The organism is Bacteroides acidifaciens (assembly GCF_903181435.1).
In the GTDB taxonomy this organism is placed as follows: domain Bacteria; phylum Bacteroidota; class Bacteroidia; order Bacteroidales; family Bacteroidaceae; genus Bacteroides.
Genome location: NZ_CAEUHO010000004.1, coordinates 1007565 through 1030508, shown reverse-complemented (window position 1 = coordinate 1030508; position 22944 = coordinate 1007565). Strand labels below are relative to the sequence as shown.

Annotated in this window: 15 protein-coding genes and 1 rRNA gene; 6 read left to right on the top strand and 10 right to left on the bottom strand. The window is 44.2% G+C overall.

Translation table 11 applies throughout. The annotated features are described in order from the left end of the window. Positions 1-132: 132 nt before the first annotated feature. Both CLIN57ABFB40_RS15935 and CLIN57ABFB40_RS15930 read right to left on the bottom strand, forming a co-directional pair. A 16S ribosomal RNA gene (locus tag CLIN57ABFB40_RS15935) occupies positions 133-1661 on the bottom strand. A 1063-nt stretch (positions 1662-2724) separates the two neighbouring features. After that, positions 2725-3066: a hypothetical protein gene (locus tag CLIN57ABFB40_RS15930; protein ID WP_175630992.1), complete on the bottom strand. Its 342-nt coding sequence runs from the start codon at positions 3064-3066 to the stop codon at positions 2725-2727. Between the two features lie 704 nt (positions 3067-3770). Between CLIN57ABFB40_RS15930 and CLIN57ABFB40_RS15925 the strand changes: the two genes are divergently transcribed. The 6 genes from CLIN57ABFB40_RS15925 to gldH all read left to right on the top strand — a co-directional run bounded on the left by CLIN57ABFB40_RS15925 (position 3771) and on the right by gldH (position 11452). Beyond that, a complete protein-coding gene (locus CLIN57ABFB40_RS15925; protein WP_175628958.1) occupies positions 3771-4976 on the top strand; it encodes an IS256 family transposase in 1206 nt (401 codons plus the stop codon). A 485-nt stretch (positions 4977-5461) separates the two neighbouring features. Then, positions 5462-6625 (top strand): IS4 family transposase, encoded by a 1164-nt coding sequence (locus CLIN57ABFB40_RS15920; protein WP_175628393.1) that lies wholly within the window; start codon positions 5462-5464, stop codon positions 6623-6625. A 731-nt stretch (positions 6626-7356) separates the two neighbouring features. Next, positions 7357-8310, top strand: coding sequence for a methylenetetrahydrofolate reductase [NAD(P)H] (gene metF, locus CLIN57ABFB40_RS15915; RefSeq protein WP_175630991.1), 954 nt, complete (start codon positions 7357-7359; stop codon positions 8308-8310). Between the two features lies 1 nt (position 8311). Continuing rightward, positions 8312-9436, top strand: a complete 1125-nt coding sequence (locus CLIN57ABFB40_RS15910; protein ID WP_175630990.1) for an ATP-binding protein — start codon at positions 8312-8314, stop codon at positions 9434-9436. 14 nt (positions 9437-9450) lie between these two features. After that, positions 9451-10989 carry a stage 0 sporulation family protein gene (gene ricT / locus CLIN57ABFB40_RS15905; RefSeq protein ID WP_175630989.1) on the top strand — a complete coding sequence of 513 codons (1539 nt, stop codon included), beginning with the start codon at positions 9451-9453 and terminating at the stop codon, positions 10987-10989. Beyond that, positions 10967-11452, top strand: a complete 486-nt coding sequence (gene gldH / locus CLIN57ABFB40_RS15900; RefSeq protein WP_175630988.1) for a gliding motility lipoprotein GldH — start codon at positions 10967-10969, stop codon at positions 11450-11452. The genes ricT and gldH overlap by 23 nt, the downstream gene beginning before the upstream one ends. An 8-nt stretch (positions 11453-11460) precedes the next feature. Here gldH and rodA read toward each other — a convergent pair whose 3' ends face one another. From rodA to CLIN57ABFB40_RS15860, 8 genes are all read right to left on the bottom strand, one after another. Then, the gene (gene rodA / locus CLIN57ABFB40_RS15895) at positions 11461-12918 is read right to left on the bottom strand and encodes a rod shape-determining protein RodA (protein ID WP_175630987.1); all 1458 of its coding nucleotides are present in this window, start codon (positions 12916-12918) and stop codon (positions 11461-11463) included. Further along, positions 12899-14761 (bottom strand): penicillin-binding protein 2, encoded by a 1863-nt coding sequence (gene mrdA / locus CLIN57ABFB40_RS15890; RefSeq protein ID WP_175630986.1) that lies wholly within the window; start codon positions 14759-14761, stop codon positions 12899-12901. Before mrdA ends, rodA begins: the two co-directional genes overlap by 20 nt. Positions 14762-14763: 2 nt before the next feature. Next, entirely contained in the window at positions 14764-15261 is a 498-nt protein-coding gene (mreD, locus tag CLIN57ABFB40_RS15885; RefSeq protein ID WP_175630985.1) for a rod shape-determining protein MreD, read from the bottom strand. Further along, positions 15258-16103, bottom strand: a complete 846-nt coding sequence (gene mreC, locus CLIN57ABFB40_RS15880; RefSeq protein WP_175630984.1) for a rod shape-determining protein MreC — start codon at positions 16101-16103, stop codon at positions 15258-15260. The genes mreD and mreC overlap by 4 nt, the downstream gene beginning before the upstream one ends. Before the next feature lie 7 nt (positions 16104-16110). Next, positions 16111-17133 carry a rod shape-determining protein gene (locus tag CLIN57ABFB40_RS15875; RefSeq protein ID WP_007755856.1) on the bottom strand — a complete coding sequence of 341 codons (1023 nt, stop codon included), beginning with the start codon at positions 17131-17133 and terminating at the stop codon, positions 16111-16113. A 17-nt stretch (positions 17134-17150) separates the two neighbouring features. Next, complete coding sequence (gene purH, locus CLIN57ABFB40_RS15870) at positions 17151-18674, bottom strand: bifunctional phosphoribosylaminoimidazolecarboxamide formyltransferase/IMP cyclohydrolase (protein ID WP_175630983.1); 1524 nt, start codon at positions 18672-18674, stop codon at positions 17151-17153. 151 nt (positions 18675-18825) lie between these two features. After that, positions 18826-20862 carry a M13 family metallopeptidase gene (locus CLIN57ABFB40_RS15865; RefSeq protein WP_175630982.1) on the bottom strand — a complete coding sequence of 679 codons (2037 nt, stop codon included), beginning with the start codon at positions 20860-20862 and terminating at the stop codon, positions 18826-18828. 47 nt (positions 20863-20909) lie between these two features. Further along, entirely contained in the window at positions 20910-22868 is a 1959-nt protein-coding gene (locus CLIN57ABFB40_RS15860) for an ABC-F family ATP-binding cassette domain-containing protein (protein WP_175630981.1), read from the bottom strand. Positions 22869-22944 lie beyond the last annotated feature (76 nt).

The following is a 22944-nucleotide window of genomic DNA, read 5'->3' as shown; positions in this document are numbered from 1 at the left end:
CGGCTTCTTTTTTCTCTTGTTTATCTCTATCTATAATTGCTATAGACGCTCGATCTATATATTATAAATAAACAAGTACCAGTAGTACAAAAACAGAACCTTGAAAAGTCATTTCGAACGACATCGCTCCAGAAAGGAGGTGTTCCAGCCGCACCTTCCGGTACGGCTACCTTGTTACGACTTAGCCCCAATTACCAGTTTTACCCTAGGACGCTCCTCGCGGTTACGTACTTCAGGTACCCCCGGCTTTCATGGCTTGACGGGCGGTGTGTACAAGGCCCGGGAACGTATTCACCGCGCCATGGCTGATGCGCGATTACTAGCGAATCCAGCTTCACGAAGTCGGGTTGCAGACTTCGATCCGAACTGAGAGAGGTTTTTGGGATTAGCATCCTGTCACCAGGTAGCTGCCTTCTGTACCCCCCATTGTAACACGTGTGTAGCCCCGGACGTAAGGGCCGTGCTGATTTGACGTCATCCCCACCTTCCTCACATCTTACGACGGCAGTCTCTCCAGAGTCCTCAGCATGACCTGTTAGTAACTAAAGATAAGGGTTGCGCTCGTTATGGCACTTAAGCCGACACCTCACGGCACGAGCTGACGACAACCATGCAGCACCTTCACACCTGCCTTGCGGCTAACATGTTTCCACGTTATTCAGGTGCAATTTAAGCCCGGGTAAGGTTCCTCGCGTATCATCGAATTAAACCACATGTTCCTCCGCTTGTGCGGGCCCCCGTCAATTCCTTTGAGTTTCACCGTTGCCGGCGTACTCCCCAGGTGGAATACTTAATGCTTTCGCTTGGCCGCTTGCTGTATATCGCAAACAGCGAGTATTCATCGTTTACTGTGTGGACTACCAGGGTATCTAATCCTGTTTGATACCCACACTTTCGAGCCTCAGTGTCAGTTGCAGTCCAGTGAGCTGCCTTCGCAATCGGAGTTCTTCGTGATATCTAAGCATTTCACCGCTACACCACGAATTCCGCCCACCTCTACTGTACTCAAGACTGCCAGTTTCAACTGCAATTTTACGGTTGAGCCGCAAACTTTCACAACTGACTTAACAATCCACCTACGCTCCCTTTAAACCCAATAAATCCGGATAACGCTCGGATCCTCCGTATTACCGCGGCTGCTGGCACGGAGTTAGCCGATCCTTATTCATATGGTACATACAAAATTCCACACGTGGAAAACTTTATTCCCATATAAAAGAAGTTTACAACCCATAGGGCAGTCATCCTTCACGCTACTTGGCTGGTTCAGACTCTCGTCCATTGACCAATATTCCTCACTGCTGCCTCCCGTAGGAGTTTGGACCGTGTCTCAGTTCCAATGTGGGGGACCTTCCTCTCAGAACCCCTATCCATCGTTGTCTTGGTGGGCCGTTACCCCGCCAACTAACTAATGGAACGCATCCCCATCTCATACCGAAATTCTTTAATAATCCGATCATGCGAAAGGACTATGCCATCGGGTATTAATCTTTCTTTCGAAAGGCTATCCCCGAGTATGAGGCAGGTTGGATACGTGTTACTCACCCGTGCGCCGGTCGCCATCTTTAGTTTGCAAGCAAACTAAAATGCTGCCCCTCGACTTGCATGTGTTAAGCCTGTAGCTAGCGTTCATCCTGAGCCAGGATCAAACTCTTCATTGTAAAAGTATTGTTAATCTGCCGTTAGGCAGGTTTTTGCTCTGTTCAGGATGCCGTACAATTTATTGACTCTTTTCAATTACCTGTGTTTCACTTGTATTGCTACATGGGAAACAAGTATTGACGGTTCTATTTTTTAACTTGTACTACTTGTATTGTTTATCAATATTTCAAAGAACTTGTCGCTTTCGTTTCAAAAGCGGGTGCAAAGGTAAGAGGTTTTATTTTAACTGCCAAACTTTTTTGGAAGTTTTTTTTGTTTTTTCTTTTCAACTCGTTTCTCAGGCTCTCTTGCGAAAGGGAAAGAATAATCATAAAAGAAAAAAAGCAAAACCGCTTTCTTTGCGAATCGGACTGCAAAGATAAGAACTTTTATTTATTTATTCCAAACTTTTTCGGAACTTTTTTTGTTTTTATCGTTAAGCGGTCCTGCGCTTTGTACACTAAGTCATTTTATCAAGGCTTTCTTCTCTTGGAAAGCGGGTGCAAAAGTACGCCCTTTTCATATATGCTCCAAATATATTCTGCTCTTTTTTCTAATTATTTTTGAATGTTTATGCTAACTCGTTGATTGATAATGATGTTGTAGAACATGTTTTTTAATAAAGGGACAGGAGTGTGAGGGGACGGGAAAGAAAGGACACCTTATTATATTCACACGTGCGCGTAAAGCGCGCACGAAGAGAGAAAGAAGAAAAAATGAAAAAGGAAGAAAGAAATGAATAAAGAAAGGAAGAAATGAATAAAGAAAGGAAGAAAAAAAAGAACGGAAAGAAGAAAATGAATGGAAATTGCAGGTGAGAAAGACAAATGGCGGGAAGATTTATTATAGATAAAATGATGTTTAGAGGAAATGATATTGAGAAAAAAAACAAGAGGATGTCCGTATGGGGAAGTGGACATCCTCTCTAGGAGACAAACCGGAAAAACTACTTTCACAAGCTGTCTAACGATTTGCAACCTCCGTTATAAATTAGGGCAGGGTTACGGAAACCGAGCCATTATCATGGCATACGACTAAATTATGAATCTGGAGCATACGGATGATTTTATCCGATTACGCAATTCAAGACTCAGAAGATTGCCGCAAATTCACGAGTTCCGCCCATTTGTTCAGACTCAGGTCAATTCCACCCTTCTCCAAGGAATGGAGAGAGGAAAGGAAATATTTAATTATACGTTCAGGAGCATCACCCTGTTCATAAGCCAGCTCACCAAGGGCATAATACAGACGGGAGATTTGGATATAGCCTATCTGGGTACAGGAGTTATCCATGGAAGACTCAACCAGACTATCCAGGAGTTCATAAGCCTGGCTTTGCTCAGAACCTGTCAGTTCACTTATAGGCTTATGCATGATAGGGTGCTGCATCAAGCGGATGATGTTCTCTTTAAAATCGATGCTCATCGTTTTAGTCTTGTTTGACGCATCTGTTCCCGGTGGTGCGAGGGGTTATATATAAAAAAGAGAGCGAGGGAACTATCTACCCATGTCCTATATAAGGTATCGGCTAAGACCCTCTCCTGAACACAAGTGATAGCCCCACGCCCAATTGAGTATATAACAAGATTATATATACAAAAGATGCGTGAGACCCGTCACTTATCGTCATTCAGGAGTAAAAAATTAGCCGATTTTTATATAGAATGCAATAAATAACCGTTCTCAATAAAATTATTAAAACTTACTTTCTTCGCTAGAAAGTAAACTACGACAAAAGTAGCAATTTATATTTAGCAAGCAAACAATATTGACAAAGAAATGAGCATGAGACACAAAATTATTTTGGTTATACACAAACAACGTTCAAATCCCCCCTCGATTAGTCTTTTCGGCTTAAAAAAATAATGCATTTATAACTTGAATCTAGCTTCAGCCTGCTACTAGAACAATTTCGCAAAATCATTTCTCATATTCTCATAGGAAATAGTATTCGACTGATAATTAGAAGTATAAACTATGAGAATTAAAATATTTACATGTATTTCTCATAGTTTATGGGTCTAAAATGCCTTCAAAGGGACTATCCATCTAATTGTGTAAATAGAAAACTACGGGATTTTTCTCATAGTTTTTTTATTTATGTATTAACTTTGTAAAAATCAGATTTTATGGACATTCCTAAAGAATTTTTAAGTAAAGAGTTTCTGTCCCAGTTTAAGACAGGCGAAGATGTGACTGCTTTCATGAAAGAGCTTCATACTCGTGTTTATGAACAAATGCTGGAAGCAGAGATGGATAACCATTTAGGTTATGAAAAACACTCCAATCAAGGCGATCATAGTGGCAACTCCCGCAATGGTAGTTATAGGAAGCAGATTCAAACCGAGATGGGTAAATCTGTTATTCAGGTTCCTCGTGATCGGAAAGGAGAATTTGAGCCTATTGTTGTTCCCAAGCATCAATCCCGCGGCTTATCAATCGAGCGTCTTGTCATCTCTCTTTATGCCAAAGGTATGAGCGTCGCTGATATTGAGTCGGAAATGCAGGAAATATACGGCATTAACCTTTCCACCTCCGCTATCTCCATTATCACCAATAAAGTTAGCCAGGCTGCAACAGAGTGGCAGAATCGTCCTTTGGACAGTTTATATATGATTGTCTGGATGGATGGTATCGTATTCAAAGTCAGAGAAAACGGCAAAGTGATCAACAAGACTGTTTACCTATGTGTAGGTCTGAATAAGGAAGGTTTGAAAGAAGTATTGGGTATGTGGATTGGCAAAAATGAGAGTGCCGCTTTCTGGATGGGCGTTTTAACGGATCTCAAAGCCCGTGGTGTAGAAGACATTCTGATTACAGTTACTGATAACCTGAATGGATTTACGGAAACCATCAAGAGTGTATTTCCTGCCTCTACTACTCAAATATGTGTGGTACACCAAATTAGAAACTCCTGTCGCTATGTCGTCTGGAAAGAAAAAAAGGAATTCACTGCCGATTTAAAGAACATCTATAATGCACCTACTAAAGAAGCAGCTGAGATGGAGTTGGATAACTTTGAGCAAAAATGGGGTGCTAAATATCCATATGCGATACGCTCATGGAGAAATAATTGGGAAGAACTGACCGTGTTCTTTGATTTCCCCGTCGAGATTAGAAAGATTATCTATACCACTAATCTTATTGAAAATCTAAATGGGAAAATTAGAAAGTACACCAAAAATAAGCTATCATTTCCAAATGATGATGCACTGAAAAAATCTGTCTATTTGGCCATTAACGAAATTGAAAAGAAATGGTACCAACCTATTTGGAATTGGGCATTGATATTTAACCAATTTATTACTATATTTGAAAACAGGATTCAAGTATAAAACCCGAATCCTGAAGTTTTCTATTTACACAAAATTGTGGACAGTGCCCCTTCAAAGAAGGTATTTCTCATACTTTGTTTCGCATTTCTCATACTGTATATTATGCTTGTCCTTGTTTCAGCATACTAATATGTATAGGGCAATATAACCGTAGTTTGTACGTTGAATCGGTAGATAACATATCTTTTACAATAGACATTATTGTATTTTCCTGCCTTCATACGTATCATTCCACTCCAGTGGACAGACCATTGCACTAGAGTGGATAGATTTGCGCACTCTAGTGAACGAATCTGTTCACTGGAGTGAAACGATAGAGATGTCTTATTGAAAATCTATTGATTACAGTAGTATAATCTTCATTAGTGTCCCGTAAAAGTGGATAAATAGTTCTTTGAAATAATTGAAATATAGTCTATTAGATACTACTTTTTAGGCGCGACGATTTGAAATCATACCTTTGAGGTCAATTAAGGTGACCTCAAATGAACCAAGATAAATATGTTTTCGCTCAGTTAGTAGAATTCTTGAACAATGATAAGTTCAGAAGACTTGTAGACAAGTATGATGGCAATCGTTATGTGAAACATTTCACTTGCTGGAGTCAGTTACTTGCAATGATGTTCGGTCAACTCAGTAATCGTGAAAGTCTTCGTGACTTGATTGTAGCTTTGGAAGCACATCAAGGAAAGCGTTATCATTTGGGATTGGGTCGTGAGCCCATTGCCAAAACTACGCTTGCATCTGCCAATCAGAATCGGGATTACAGAATCTTCGAAGATTTTGCTTTCTATATGATGAAGGAAGCATGTGAAAAACGATCGACTCACATCTTGGATATTCCAGGAAGGAAGTATGCGTTTGATTCCACTACAATTCCTTTATGTTTGGCTACATTCCCTTGGGCGAAGTTCCGTAAGAAAAAAGGTGGAGTTAAGGCTCATGTCCTTTATGACATAGAAGCACAACTTCCAGCCTTTTATACAGTAACTACAGCATCCAGGCATGATTCAACAGAAATGTCCGCAATTAATTATGAGCCAAATGCTTATTATATATTTGACAGAGCGTATGACTCGTTTAAAGAACTTTATCGGATTCATCTTACAGGTTCTTTCTTTGTAGTCAGAGCGAAGTCTAATCTGAAATGCAAGTTCTGTAAATGGAAGCGTAGAATGCCGAAAAATATCCTTTCAGATGCGGAAGTGAAACTGATAGGGTACACTTCTGGAAAGAAGTATCCTGAATCATTCAGAGTCATCCGTTTCTATGATGAAGAGGATGATCGTGAATTCACATTCCTGACGAATGCCAAACACATATCTGCACTTGATGTTGCCAATCTTTATAAGAAAAGATGGTTCGTGGAACTTTTCTTCAAATGGCTGAAACAACACCTTAAGATAAAAAGGTTCTGGGGTACTACCGAGAATGCGGTTCGAATACAGATTAGTGTTGCTATCATCACCTATTGTTTAGTAGCTATTGTACAATATGATATGCAACTGAATCGTTCAACTTATGAGGTCTTGCAGATTCTTAGCATCTCATTAACAGATAAAACGCCTTTACAAGAGCTGTTTAATAAGACTAATTTCAATGATGTCAAAGAACAATTTAATCCCCTTATTCCGGGATTATTTGATTAATTAATAACTCGTCCCGATTTTAACGGGACACTAGTGTATAATCTTTAGTTGTCAGTTAGTTATAATAAAAATGAACGGTTGTTTGGTTACAGTTTATTAAGTGTTCATGCTCAAACTATAGGAATACTGTTTGTGATGTATGAGAAATGCCGGTAATGGCATGAGAGATGCATTGTTTTAAGCGCGTTTTCTTAATAAAACCATGAGAAAAGCATGTAAATAATTTTGTTCTCATTCTTTATATATTTAGTAATCAGATGAATATGCGTTACTATGAGAATATGAGAAATGTTTTTGATTTTTTATTCTAGTGTGAAAGTCTTCCAAAGCCAGGACCAAGCAGGGCAAACGCAAGGCATATTGCATACAGAAAAGCCCTTTATCTTGAAACAACAAGAGAGAAAAACTTTTGTGGAAGTTGCTACTATTTTATCCGTATTTTCTCTACAAAATCTGTTTTATCTATATTCAGTTCTTACAAAAAGAGGACTCGACCTTATTTACGCTCGCATAAATAAGGAAATACTTCTGCATCGAAAAATAAATTCTGATATAATAATAATTAGATAAGAGAGGGTGTATCCTATAGGGGTTATTCCCTCTTTTATCTATAATAGAACGATAAAACAAAACTATTTTAGAGTAAATCAAGAAGAAATCTTTCTTTTTTCGTATTTTTGTCCCAATATGCACGTTTAATCCAAGTAGATAACGAACATTAGCAAAAAAGAATGAAAGTAATTGATTTAATACATAGCAACAAGAAAACAGCTTTTTCTTTCGAGATACTTCCACCGCTGAAAGGAACGGGAATAGAAAAGTTATATCAGACAATCGATACGCTTCGGGAATTTGACCCGAAATATATCAATATCACCACCCACCGCAGCGAATACGTGTATAAAGACCTCGGTAACGGATTGTTTCAGAGAAACCGCCTGAGAAGGCGTCCGGGAACGGTTGCCGTGGCTGCCGCCATCCAGAATAAATACAATATTACAGTAGTCCCGCATATTTTGTGCAGCGGATTCACACGTGAAGAGACCGAGTATGTATTGCTCGACCTGCAATTTCTGAATATCACGGAATTACTGGTATTGCGTGGTGACAAAGCGAAACATGAGTCGGCATTTACACCGGAAGGCGACGGTTATCATCATGCTATCGAGTTGCAGGAACAAATCAATAATTTCAATAAAGGCATTTTTGTGGACGGTTCGGAGATGAAAGTCAGCAATACGCCGTTTTCATACGGGGTGGCTTGTTATCCGGAGAAGCACGAAGAAGCGCCTAATATCGAGACTGACCTTTACTGGCTGAAGAAAAAAGTGGAGAACGGGGCGGAATATGCCGTGACACAGTTGTTCTACGATAACAGGAAATATTTTGAGTTTGTGGAGCACGCCAAGGCGGCAGGTATCAATATACCTATCATTCCGGGAATCAAGCCGTTCAAGAAGCTGTCTCAACTAAGCATGGTTCCAAAGACTTTCAAAGTGGATTTGCCGGAAGACTTGGTGAAAGAGGCTTTGAAATGCAAGAATGACGCGGAAGCCGAGCAGGTAGGTATCGAATGGTGTGTAGCCCAATGCAAGGAGTTGATGGCTCATGGAGTGCCGAGTATTCATTTCTACTCTATCGGAGCAGTAGACAGTATCAAAGAAGTAGCCAAAATCATTTATTGATATGTTTTTCAGAGACGTAATCGGACAGGAAGAAATCAAGCAACGGCTTATTCAGGAAGTGAATGAGGGGCGTATTCCACATGCCCAGCTTATTTGCGGACCGGAAGGGGTCGGGAAAATGCCGCTGGCTATTGCATACGCACGTTACATCAGTTGCACTAATCGGGGGGAGACTGATGCCTGCGGAACGTGTCCGTCCTGCGTGAAATTCAATAAACTGGTGCATCCCGACGTACATTTCGTATTCCCTATCGTGAAAAGCGCAAAGGGGAAGAAGGAAGTATGCGATGATTATATAGCCGACTGGCGACCGTTTGTTATCAATCATCCTTACTTTAACCTCAATCACTGGTTGGGAGAGATGGATGCGGAAAACTCACAAGCATTGATTTACGCTAAAGAAAGTGACGAGATTCTGAAAAAACTCAGCCTGAAATCCAGTGAAGGGGGATTTAAGATTACGATTGTATGGCTGCCGGAAAAAATGCATCCGGTATGCGCCAACAAACTGCTGAAGCTGCTTGAGGAACCGCCCGAAAAAACGGTTTTCTTATTAGTATCGGAAGCACCGGACATGATTCTGCCCACTATCCTGAGCCGTACCCAACGCATGAATGTGCGGAAGATTGATGAAGCCAGCATCGACCGGGTATTACAGACGAAATATAACATTTTGCCTGCCGACAGTGTTTCCATTGCCCATCTGGCAAACGGGAACTTTATCAAGGCACTCGAAACGATTCATCTGAATGAAGAGAACCAGTTGTTTTTTGACTTGTTTGTCAGCCTGATGCGATTGTCTTACCAACGGAAAATCAGGGAGATGAAAATGTGGAGCGAGCAAGTGGCGGGCATGGGACGTGAGCGTCAGAAGAACTTCCTGGAATATTGCCAACGCATGATTCGGGAGAATTTTATCTTCAACCTGCACCAACGCGACCTGACGTATATGACGATTAATGAACAGAATTTTGCAACCCGCTTTGCGCCCTTTGTCAACGAACGGAATGTGATAGGCATCATGGACGAATTAAGCGAAGCGCAACTACATATAGAACAGAATGTAAATGCCAAGATGGTATTCTTCGACTTCTCGCTGAAGATGATTGTACTGTTGAAGCAATAATAAATATATAAACTATGGAATATAAACTTCATAATGGGAGCGGCGGCCTTTGCTGCAAAGGGTGCTCCCGGCAAGATAAGAAACTGAACACCTACGATTGGCTGGCGGACATTCCGGGCAATGCGGAAGAGAGTGACATGGTAGAAGTACAATTCAAGAATACTAGAAAGGGGTATTACCGCAACAGCAATAAAATCAAACTGGAAAAGGGGGATATTGTTGCCGTTGAAGCGACTCCGGGCCATGATATTGGTGTAGTAACGCTGACTGGCAGACTAGTTCCGCTGCAAATGAAGAAAGCAAACTTCAAGGCGGATACGGAAATCAAGCGTGTTTACCGGAAAGCCAAACCGGTGGATATGGAGAAATTCAACGAAGCCAAAAGTAAGGAGCATGCTACGATGATTCGTGCGCGTCAGATTGCTTTGAATCTGAACCTGAACATGAAAATCGGAGATGTGGAGTATCAGGGAGACGGCAACAAGGCTATCTTCTATTATATTGCGGACGAGCGTGTGGATTTCCGTCAACTGATTAAGGTATTGGCAGAGGCGTTTCGTGTACGTATCGAGATGAAGCAGATTGGTGCGCGCCAGGAAGCGGGACGTATCGGCGGTATCGGCCCTTGCGGACGCGAGCTTTGCTGCGCTACGTGGATGACGAGTTTCGTATCAGTATCTACCAGTGCAGCCCGTTATCAGGATATTTCGCTGAATCCTCAGAAACTTGCCGGACAGTGTGCGAAATTGAAATGCTGTCTGAACTATGAGGTGGACTGCTATGTGGAAGCTCAGAAACGCCTGCCTTCCAAGGAGATTGAATTGGAAACGAAGGACGGCACCTTCTATTTCTTCAAAGCGGATATTCTGAGCAATCAGATTTCTTATTCTACGGATAAGAGTTTCCCGGCAAACTTAGTGACGATTAGCGGCAAACGTGCGTTCGAGATTATCTCAATGAACAGGAAAGGGATGAAACCGGACAGCCTGATCGAAGAAGAGAGAAAGCCGGAACCGAAGAAACCGGTGGATTTGCTTGAACAGGAAAGTGTCACCCGTTTTGACCGTAGCCGGAATAATAAGGACGGCGGCAACAACGGAAACCGGAATAACAAAAAGAAGAAGAAAGGAAATAATAACAATAATAACCGCCCGCAACAACAAGCAGAGGGGGAAAATCGTCCGCAACAACCTCAACGAGAAAACGATAACCGCTCGCAACCATCAGAAAACGGTAACAGAGGGGAAAGAGAAAACCGGCCGAGAAACAACAATAACAATAATCGGAACAGGGGACAGAATCAAGGACGGAATAACGACAACAGACGCCCGGAACGTCCGCAAGGCCAAGAGCGTCCGCAGAACCAAGAACGTTCTCAAAATCAGGAAAGACCCAGAAACCAGGATAGACAGCAGAATCTGGATAGACCGGAGCGTCCACAAGGGCAGGAACGTCGTCCCAGACCGGAAAGACCCGAAAGAGGAGAAAGACCGGAAAGAAACCCGAACCAGGAGAAACCGCAGAATAATAATGAAAAGCCTTCTCAGGAATAGTTTATTTTGTTTGTTCACAGCCTGTTTAGCAGCCTGTAACAACGAAAATACAGTGTATCACTCTTACCAATCCCTTCCCAATAAAGGATGGGGAAAGAGTGATACGCTCTCTTTCCATATTCCTGTCACTGATAGTATTCCTACCACTTTCCGGTTATTCGCGGAAGTCCGTAACAGGACAGATTATCCTTATCATGACTTGCACTTATTCATTTCTCAGAATATGCCGGATTCTACGGTGTGGCGTACCGATACTATCGCCATCAGCCTTGCCGATTCCACAGGCAGATGGACAGGGAAAGGATGGGGAAGCGTTTATCAGGCAGAAACATTCGTCAAATCCATACGTCCTTTACATCCGGGCAATTATACCATTAAGGTAATGAGCGGAATGAAAGACGAGAAATTGCAAGGAATGAATGACATAGGAATACGGATTGAGAAACAACACATAGAGGATTAAAAGTTCTCCTAAAGCCTTCTTCCCCGCCCTGCATCCAAACGCAGGAAAATAAACAGCAATATCGTAAAGCCCCACAAAGAAGACCCGCCGTAACTGAAGAACGGTAACGGGATACCGATAACCGGAGTCAATCCCAGCACCATGCCGACATTAATAAATAGGTGAAAGAGAAAAATGCTGACGACTGAGTAGCCATAGACTCGCCCGAAAGTAGAGGGTTGTCGTTCGGACAGGAATATCAACCGCAAAATCAGAATAAGGAAAGCTATCAGGACGGCAGCCGAACCGACAAAGCCTTGCTCCTCTCCTACCGTACAGAAGATGAAGTCGGTGTCTTGTTCGGGCACATATTTCAATTTGGTTTGCGTGCCATTCAGGAAACCTTTTCCAGTCAACCCGCCGGAACCGATGGCAATCTTGGATTGGTTCACATTATATCCCGCACCCGTCAAATCTTCTTCCAAGCCCAATACTACCTTGATACGGATTTGCTGATGAGGTTCCAATACATTGTCAAAGACATAGTTACTGGAATACAGGAATCCGATGGAGCCGATGGTGAACAAGGCTATCAAAAAATAGGTGCGTTGCCGCTCACTTAATGCCAGATAAATCAAATAACCTACCACAACCGCACAAAGCCCCCATTGTACCCAAACCAAGCTGAAATGTACCCAGTATTCGGATATCAGATAGGCGATTAATAATACTCCCAGGCTTCCGCCAATGATGTTGCGGGTAGGCACGGCTCTCTTACGATATACCCATACCATGCCTCCGGCAAATAATAAGACTAGGAGCAATACAATGAATTCTCCCAATGGCGTGGGAGTATCGGCTATAAACACTTCGTCAAAACGGATGCCGACCACAAAATAAATCACCGCGCATACTCCGGCAAAGAGTACCACACCCGGCATTCCTTCCCGGTAGAGAACCAGGAAAAAGGCGAGATATACCAACGCGGAACCAGTTTCCCGCTGACCGATAATCAGCATCATCGGAAGAAGAATAATCAATCCAAGAATCAAAGCACACTTTTCCTTCTTGATGCTGAATGAGTAGGCGTTCATGTATTTTGCCAACGCCAAGGCTGTAGCGAATTTGGCAAATTCGGCGGGTTGAAGGCTGACAGGCCCCATTACGAGCCAGGAACGCGAACCTTTTGTGTCCGGCGCAATAAAGATAGTGACGATAAGCAAGAGAATCATCCCTATATATATAATATACGCGAACATATCATACATCCGGTCTTCCAACATCAGCAATACAAAGCCTAACCCGAACGAACAGATAATCCATACGAACTGTTTTCCGGCACGGGTAGAGAAGTCGAGGAAGTCGCGTTCGCCATAGTCATAGCTCGCTCCGCAGACGCTAAACCATCCGCCGACAATCAGGAGCAGGTAAATGCAAATCGTTACCCAGTCCAACGTTTTCCACAAACTATCGTTCCTCGTTACCATATAATATCACTCTGTTACTAAATTCTTCCGCCCTCAATTCGTTCTCCGGCGAGAGCTTGCCTTTCAAATACTGCTCCATCATCAGTGCCCCGAAAGGAACTCCGTATGTAGCACCCCATCCGCCGTTCTCTACATAGACGGCAATAGCAATCTTCGGTTTGTTCATCGGCGCAAAGCCCATAAATACCGAGTGGTCGTGTCCGCGGTTCTGCGCAGTACCCGTTTTTCCACAGGCTTCCAAATCCGGTACCATCATGGAAAGCATCCGGCAAGTACCGCCCGTAGCAGCGGCACGCATACCTTCAACCACCGATTCGTAATGTCTCTTCTCAATAGTGGTATAGCGTGGGGTACGGTAGAGGCTGTCTATCTGGTTATCCTGGATTTCCTTCACGATATGCGGTGTGACGAAATATCCCCTGTTGGCAATCGTCGCTCCCAGGTTGGCTATCTGAAGAGGAGTAGACAAGATTTCTCCCTGTCCGATAGAGATACTGATTACTGTCAGTCCGTTCCAATGTCCGCGATAGGCTTTATCATAAAATTGGGCGTTCGGGATTAATCCACGTTTCTCCCCCGGCAAGTCGACTCCCAGCTTGTAACCGAATCCCTGCGAAACCATGTGGTCTTTCCAAACGGTAATAGCATTTTGCGGTGAGCCGTATTTACGGTCGCCGAACATACGGAACAGCCCCCAACAGAAGTAGGAGTTGCACGATGTAGCGATGGCGGGTATCAACGGAATCGGTGCTCCGTGAGCATGGCAACCTACTGTCAGCCTGCCATAATGGAAACCACGCGAACAGGGGAAAGTCGGACTTTGCTCGGTGATGATGCCTTCTTGCAGGAAGGTCAAGCCCTGTGCGGTCTTAAAGGTAGACCCCGGCGGATAGACTCCCATCAAAGCACGGTTCAACAGAGGCTTCATCTTGTCGCGCTGCAACATCAGATGGTTTTTACCGCGCTGACGGCCAATCATCAGGTGCGGGTCGTAGTTCGGAGAAGATACCAGACAGAGGATTTCACCGGTTTCCGGTTCGATGGCGACGATACTTCCAATTTTATTCTTCAATAAACGTTCGCCCAAAATCTGCAAATCAATATCCAGGCTTAATGTCAGGTTCTTGCCGGGGACGGAAGGACGGTCGTATTCGCCATCCATATAATGTCCTTGGATACGACCGTGCGCATCACGGAGCAAGATTTCAATTCCTTTCTCTCCACGCAGATACTTTTCATATGATTTCTCCACACCCAACTTGCCGACATAATCGCCACGAATGTAGTATCCTTCTTCATCCGCTTCCATTTCTTTGGCGGAAACCTCTCCGATGTCGCCCAAAGCGTGTGAGGCGGCATTGTAGGAATATTGACGAATTGTACGCCGCTGGATATAGAAGCCACGGAACTTGAATAGTTTCTCCTGAAAGACACCACACTCTTCTGCCGAAAGCTGCGACATGAACAACTGGTTGGTATAGCGGGAATACCCCGGATTGCGGCGACGGTCTTTCATGTCGCTCATAATCTTCAGGAATTGGGCACGGGTGATATTCAGCGACTGGCACAGGTCGAGCGTATCCAGATTCTCGACTTCCTTCGGGACAATCGAAATATCATAGGCAGGCTGGTTGAATACCAGCAGTTTGCCGGAACGGTCGTAGATAGCTCCGCGCGAGGGATACTGTATCTTATTCAAAAAAGCATTACTGTCGGCATTCTTCTTGTAGTCATCCGTTGTAATCTGCAATACGAAAAGCCGTATCAGATAAATCAGAACAATGGACAGGGCAATGCCGCCGATAACAAATTTGCGCTTCTCTAATCTATAATCTTTTGCCATCTTTACTTCCTTATACCTTCAACAGCCACAATACAAGTTACAGTCAGAATGGTGCAGAGCAGCACCCGCAGCAGCAACAGCCAAATGCTGGAAAACGAGAAGAACTCAATAGAGAGTAGTGCCAAGCTATGCACAAAAACACTTGCAGTAGTATATTTCAGGAAAGGAGTGATTCCTATTGTCTTGAAAGAAGGGATGAAGCTGTCCAGGTTGTCACGGGGAGTAAACAGACGCAGCAAAGAAGGGCGCAGAAAAGCAAGCAACACGGTGGCAGCCGCATTCATCCCCGGAGTATCGGCAAATACGTCGATGGTAAGTCCGAAAAAGAAAGCCCACAGCATCAGTTCATTCCGCAAAGTGCCGGAGTTGAACTTCAGTATAAAGTAAATATAGAGAAAGGGAGTAGCGTATCCCGCTATATGCACGTTATTCAGGATAAGCACCTGAAGAAGTACCAAGCCGATAAACCATCCGATTCTATGTATATAGGTGATAATCATTGTTTCGTTGCCTTGTTTTCAAGTTTCTTCTGTTCCTCCTGGCCGTTTCGGGCTACTACACGCACATCGCTGAGTTTACCGAAATCGGTAGCCAGCTTGATTTTCAACAGATAGGATAGTCCGTCATTGGAGTCGGCCATATCATCTACCGTACCTACCATGATACCCTCCGGGAATACGGTTGAGAAACCACTGGTCACTACAGTATCTCCCAAATTGAATTCCGCATGGCGGGGCAGGTCTTTCAGATAGGCGTAGCGCGAATCCCCGTGCTCCCACTTCAGATAACCGAAGTAATCACTGCCTATTATCTTACAACTTATATTGGACTTGCTGTTCAACACAGAAATAACTACTGAATAAGAAGGAGAAGTCTCATACACAATACCTACAATACCATTACCGTCTACCACTCCCATCTCGGGACGGATGCCGGAAGAAGAACCCTTATCAAGGGTAATGTAGTTATCAGGCAGTGTCAGACTGTTCTTTATCACATGCGCCTTGAACAGTTGGTAATCATTCTGCGGCATTTGGCGGATACTGCTGACCGTCACCGAATCGACCTGACGTTCTTTCAACGCTTTCTCCAGGTTCGTGATTTGCTGTTCAAGCAGCATGTTACGGTCCAGCAAGTCTTCATTGACCGATTTCAGATGAAAATAAGAGGAAATACCTCCCGATACTTCATAAACCGCCCCCACAACCGTATTGGCAGAAGTAAAATAGGTACTCTGCTGATAGCGGTTGAACCGAAATAACAAAACAAAACTGGCTACCTCTAATATGATAAAGAGGAACCAGTAATTGTATTTCAGAAGGAAGTTTATTAAATTCCTCATCCCTGACTTATCTCATTAAGAAGGAGAAACGGTCTACATTCTTTAACGCAACTCCTGTACCTTTGGCAACAGCGTGCAAAGGGTCTTCCGCAATGTGGAAAGGAATATTGATTTTATCAGTCAACCGCTTGTCCAGTCCACGAAGCAATGCGCCGCCACCGGAAAGGTAGATACCATTGTGCACAATATCCGCGTAGAGTTCGGGCGGAGTGCTCTCCAATGCGCTCAGAATAGCTGTTTCAATCTTCGAGATTGATTTCTCCAGACAGTGAGCCACTTCCTGATAGCATACGGGTACTTCCATCGGAAGAGCTGTGATACGGTTCGGACCGTGAACAATATAATCTTCGGGAGCACCTTCGCCCAATTCGGTCAAGGCTGCCCCTACGTTTATCTTGATACGTTCCGCCATACGCTCGCTGACTTTCACATTATGCTGACGGCTCATATATTCGCGAATATCTTCGGTCAGGTCGTCACCGGCAACACGGATGGAGTTGTTGGATACGATACCGCCCAAAGAAATTACGGCAATTTCCGTAGAACCACCACCTATATCAACGATCATGTTTCCTTCCGGTGCTTCCACATCGATACCGATACCGATTGCCGCAGCCATCGGTTCGAAAATCAGATAGACGTCACGTCCGCCAGCATGTTCGGCAGAGTCGCGAACAGCACGGAGTTCGACTTCCGTACTTCCCGAAGGAACACCAATCACCATACGGAGAGAGGGTGAAAACAAGTGGTTGCGGGTATTCACCCGCTTAATCAAACCGCGCATCATCTGCTCGCAAGCATAGAAGTCGGCAATTACACCGTCTCTCAACGGACGGATGGTGCGTATGTTTTCGTGGGTCTTTTCATGCATCAACTTCGCCTTTTCCCCAACGGCAATCATCTTATCAGTACGGCGGTCCAGAGCTACAACCGAAGGCTCATCCACCACGATCTTTCCATTCGTGATGATGATGGTATTGGCTGTACCCAAGTCCATCGCAATTTCTTGTGTAAAAGAAAACAATCCCATTCTTAATTCTTATTTTTTTAGTGTTTAAAATGACGGATACCGGTAGTCACCATCGCCATACCGTGCTCGTTGCAATAAGCAAATGACTGGTCGTCTTTTACCGAACCTCCCGGTTGGATAACAGCCGTAACACCTTCCTTATCCGCAATTTCCACACAGTCGGGGAACGGGAAGAAGGCATCCGAAGCCATCACGGCACCATTCAGGTCGAAACCAAATGATTTAGCTTTTTCAATTGCTTGTTTCAATGCGTCTACACGTGAAGTCTGTCCTACACCGCTTGCGAGAAGCTGTTTGCCTTTTGCCAATACGATGGCGTTGGACTTGCTGTTCTTCACAATTTTGTTGGCAAACAACATATCTTCCACTTCTTCCGGAGTAGGAGCTTTGTCTGTCACGGTTTTCAGGTCGGCTACCGTTTCAATATTAGTATCTTTATCCTGCACCAACACGCCGTTCAGCAGGGCACGGAATTGCTTCTTCGGCAATTTAGCTTCCTTGCGGACGAGGATGATGCGGTTCTTTTTCTGTCCCAGGATTTCGAGTGCATCCACATCATAATCCGGTGCAATAATCACTTCGAAGAAAATCTTGTTGATTTCTTCGGCTGCTTCCTTGTCGATCACACCGTTGGTAATCAGCACGCCGCCGAAAGCAGAAACAGGGTCACCTGCCAATGCGTCTTTCCATGCTTCCAATACGGTAGGGCGTGAAGCCAGACCACAAGCATTGTTGTGCTTCAGGATAGCAAAAGTGAGGTCGTCGAATTCGTCAATCAAATCAACGGCAGCGTTGATGTCAAGCAGGTTGTTGTAGGAGATTTCTTTTCCATGAATCTGGTCGAACATAGCCTCCAGGTTTCCGTAGAAATAACCTTTCTGATGCGGGTTTTCACCGTAACGGAGTTGCTTCTGGTTGTTCACCGAGCAACGGAAAGCAGAGCCTTCGCCGGCATCGAAATAATTGAAGATAGCCGAATCGTAGTGGGAAGAAACGGCAAACGCTTCTTTTGCCATCCAACGGCGTTCTTCAAGTGAAGAAGTGGCACCGTGCTCCATCAACATATCCAGCAACGGTTTGTATTGTGCCTGGGAAGCTACGATAATTACATCATTGTAGTTCTTGGCTGCGGCACGAATCAGGGAGATTCCGCCTATATCGATTTTTTCAATAATATCTGCTTCGGACGCACCGGAAGCTACGGTAGCTTCAAACGGGTACAAGTCAACAATTACCAAATCTATTTCGGGAATTTCATATTTCTCAATCTGTTGCATATCCTGTTCCAGTCCGCGACGGCAAAGGATACCTCCGAAGATTTTCGGATGTAATGTCTTTACTCGACCACCGAGGATAGAAGGATAAGTGGTCAAATCTTCCACTGCCTTGCAAGGATATCCCAATGATTCAATAAACTGACGAGTCCCGCCTGTTGACAGAAACTCTACTCCCTCTTCGTGAAGTTTGGTAATAATCTCATCCAAACCTTCTTTGTGGTATACAGATACCAATGCAGTTTTTATTCTTTTAGACTCTGACATTGAATTGCTTATTAAGTATTTGATGCGCAAAGTTACGAAATATTGTTTATCGTACGTAATAAATAAGGTGTGAATTAATAAAAAAAAGCGTTGACTCTTCTATATGAAAAATCAACGCTTCTTTGCAAAGCAGGTTTCTATTCAAGAACTATTACCAGATAGACACGCGTTTGTCTTTAGGAACGAACATCGGGTCTTGCTCGGTAATATTAAATGCTTCGTACCATGTTCCGATTTGAGGAAGTGCACCGTCCACACGCCATTTGCCTAATGAGTGAGGGTCGAGTTTGGTCAACCGGAGAATTTCTTCCGGACGGATATTTCCTGCCCATACATTAGCGTAGGCAAGGAAGAAACGCTGTTCGGGAGTAAATCCATCAACTGTTTCGAGAGGAGCGGCAGCTGTCGCGTTCTTGAATGCCTGGTAGGAAACTTGCAGACCGCCGTGGTCGGCAATGTTTTCACCCAAAGTCAATTGACCGTTAGCCTGTACGCCCGGAGCAACCTGAATACTGTCAAAGAAGTTCACCATTACCTGGGCACGTTCTTCAAACTTCTTAGCGTCTTCTTCCGTCCACCAATCTTTCAAGTTTCCGTCTTTATCATATTGACGTCCCTGGTCGTCGAATCCGTGCGTCATTTCATGTCCGATAACAACTCCGATAGCACCGTAGTTCATCGCGTCATCTGCATTCATATCAAAGAATGGCGGTTGCAGGATGGCTGCGGGGAAGCAGATTTCGTTGGTAGTCGGGTTATAGTATGCGTTGACGGTTTGCGGTGTCATCAGCCATTCGTCCTTGTCGACCGGCTTGCCGGCTTTGGCAATCATTTCATTGTAATCCCATTGGCTGGCACGTTCGATGTTTGCCCAGTAAGAATCGTTTTTAATCTCCAGAGCAGAGTAATCTTTCCATTTATCCGGGTAACCTATCTTTACATGGAAGGTAGCCAGTTTTTCCAAAGCTTTCTCCTTGGTCGGTTCGCTCATCCATTCCAGTTCTTTGATACGTTCGCCCAAAGAGGTCTGCAGATTCTTCACCAATGTAACCATACGCTCTTTGGCAGCAGCCGGGAAGTATTTTTCTACATACATCTGTCCCACTACTTCGCCAAGAACTCCGTCTACTGTACTAACAGAACGTTTCCAACGAGGTTGCATTTCTTTCTTGCCGGACATGGTACGGCTGTAGAAATCAAAGTTCTGAGCTTCGAAGTCATCGCTCAGGTAAGAAGCGGCAGCATCTATCAATCCCCATTGCAGATATAGTTTCTGGTCGTCCAGTGATACGGTATTGATAATATCGGCAACTTCTTTCATGGCGTCAGGCTGACCGATGTTTACTTCTTTCAGGTCTTTCAATCCTGAGAGAGTGAAATAAGTATCCCAATCAAAAGTAGGGAAGTTCTTTTTCAGCGTTTCCATGTCCATTTTGTTATAGTTGGCATGAGGGTCACGCAACTCGACTTGTGAACGGGATGCTTTAGCCAGGCGGGTTTCGATGTTCATTACGGCTTTTACCGCTTTTTGTGCAGTAGCCTCATCATAGCCTGCCAACTGGAACATCTTGGCGATGTGTTCCTGATATTTGTTGCGGATATTTTTAGTCTGCTCGTCGTCTTCCAGATAATAGTCGCGTTGTCCCATTCCGATACCACCCTGATAGGTCTGCACCATATTCATGGAACTGTTCATATCATCTGCGCTTACAAACATAGTGAAGTAAGGACGGATTCCTTTCTTCTGGCTTTCAGCAATATATGCATAGATTTCGTTCTTATCCTTGAGTGCGTCGATAGCTTCCAGTTCAGCCTTAATCGGAGCCACACCCTCCTTATTCAACTTCACGCTATCCATTGCGATGTTGTAAAGGTCGCCCACTTTTTGAGCGGCACTGCCCGGAGCGTTATCTGTCTTCGCAGCCAGTTCGGCAATCAGTGCTTTCAATTGCTCGCGGCTGTTTTCGCGCAACATATCGAATGTTCCGAAACGTGAATATTCGTCTGTCAGCGGATGGTCTTTTATCCAACCTCCACAAGCGTATTGATAAAAACTTGTACCCGGCATAGCCGTGGTATCTAGATTAGCAAGGTCGATACCGGACGTCAGTACGGCCTCTTTCTTACTGTTACATCCTGTTGTCATAAGGCATACGGCAAGAATTGGTAAATACTTGGTTACTTTCATATTCAATATAATAATTATAGAATTATCATGCTATCTAAAAGGAAGTTCTAGCCTTTCACTTCTTCCAGTTCTATCGAAACGCGCTCCCACTCTTCAACAATGGTATCCAACTGCTGCTTCAGTTTCTGATGCTGTTCATACAGTTTCATGTCCGAAGCCCCTTCGGGAGTCGCCATCTTCTCTTCGACAATGGCTATCGCCGCTTCAGTTTCCTCTATCGAGGCTTCGCAATCCGCCACTTGGCGTTCGAGTTTCTTCACTTTCTTATTCAGTTCTTTCTGGGCTTCATAAGAGAGTTTATTCTCTGAAGGTTGCGCAGCTTCCTGTTCATTGTTCCCCTTGGCGGATGCCGTGGGAGAAGCCGATAAACTTGCGCCTTTCTGAAGTTCGTTCAGGTTGTCTATCTTCTTCTTTTGCAGGAATTCATAGATACCGCTGAGGTGTTCCTTCACCACTCCGCCACCGAACTCATATACTTTAGTCGCAAGCCCGTCCAAAAAATCACGGTCGTGACTGACAAGAATCACTGTGCCGTCAAATTCGCGAATGGCCTCCTTCAACACATCTTTCGAGCGCATATCCAAATGGTTGGTCGGTTCGTCGAGAATCAGAAGATTGACAGGTTCGAGAAGCAGCTTAATCATTGCCAACCGGGTACGTTCACCACCGGAGAGGACTTTTACTTTTTTGTCCGAGGCTTCGCCGCCGAACATGAAAGCTCCCAATATATCCCGTATCTTCAAGCGAATGTCTCCTGTGGCCACACGGTCGATGGTATCAAATACTGTCAGGTTATCATCCAACATCTGCGCCTGGTTCTGTGCAAAATAGCCGATTTGGACGTTATGACCGATAGTGAGCTTACCGTCGAAGTCAATCTCGCCCATGATACATTTCACCAAAGTAGATTTACCCTCACCGTTCTTGCCGACGAATGCGACTTTCTCCCCCCTGTTAATGGTCAGGTTCACATCATGGAAAACGACGTGGTTTCCATATGCTTTGCGCACGTCTTCGCAGATTACCGGATAGTTTCCGCTGCGGCTGGCAGGCGGGAATTTCAGACGCAATGCAGAGTTGTCTTCCTCGTCCACTTCGATGCGGTCTATCTTTTCGAGTTGTTTGATACGGCTTTGTACTTGCACGGCTTTGGTAGCCTTATAGCGGAAGCGTTCGATAAAATCTTCCGTATCCTGGATTTGTTTCTGCTGATTTTCGTAAGCACGGAGTTGTTGTTCACGACGTTCTTTGCGCAAGACGACAAACTCGTCATATTTCACCTTATAGTCATAAATCTGTCCGCAGGTAATCTCAATCGTACGGGTAGTCACATTATTAAGGAACGCACGGTCATGGCTGACTAATACAACTGCATTGGCACGGGTTGCCAGGAAGTTCTCCAGCCATTGGATACTTTCAATATCGAGGTGGTTGGTCGGCTCGTCGAGCAGAAGTACATCAGGACGACGCAACAGAAGTTTCGCCAATTCGATACGCATACGCCATCCACCGGAGAATTCCGAAGTGGAACGTTCAAAGTCTTCCCGGCTGAATCCCAATCCGAGCAGCGTACGTTCGATTTCCGCCTGATAGTTTGTGCCGCCCATCATCAGATAACGGTCATTCTCGTGAGTGAAACGGTCTATCAACTGGTGGTATTCTTCCGAATCATAATCTGTTCTTTCGGCAAGTTCCCGGTTCATACGATCCAGCCTAGCCTGAAGCTCAAATATATGTTCAAATGCGAGTTCCGCCTCCCCCATCACCGTACGGCTGTCGGAGAGAATCATCACCTGCGGCAAATATCCTATAGTAACGTCTTTCGGAGTAGCCACTACTCCATGTGTCGGCGACTGCAAGCCCGCCAATATTTTAAGCATGGTAGATTTACCCGCACCATTCTTACCAACCAACGCAATGCGGTCTTTTTTATTTATAACATAGCTGACATCCTCAAAGAGAGGGGTCGCATTAAATTCTACTGATAATCCTTCTACTGAAATCACTTCTGTCTCTGATTTATACGGTTTTGGACTGCAAAGATAGTGAATATTTATTGGATACAGGTTAGTATGATACGTT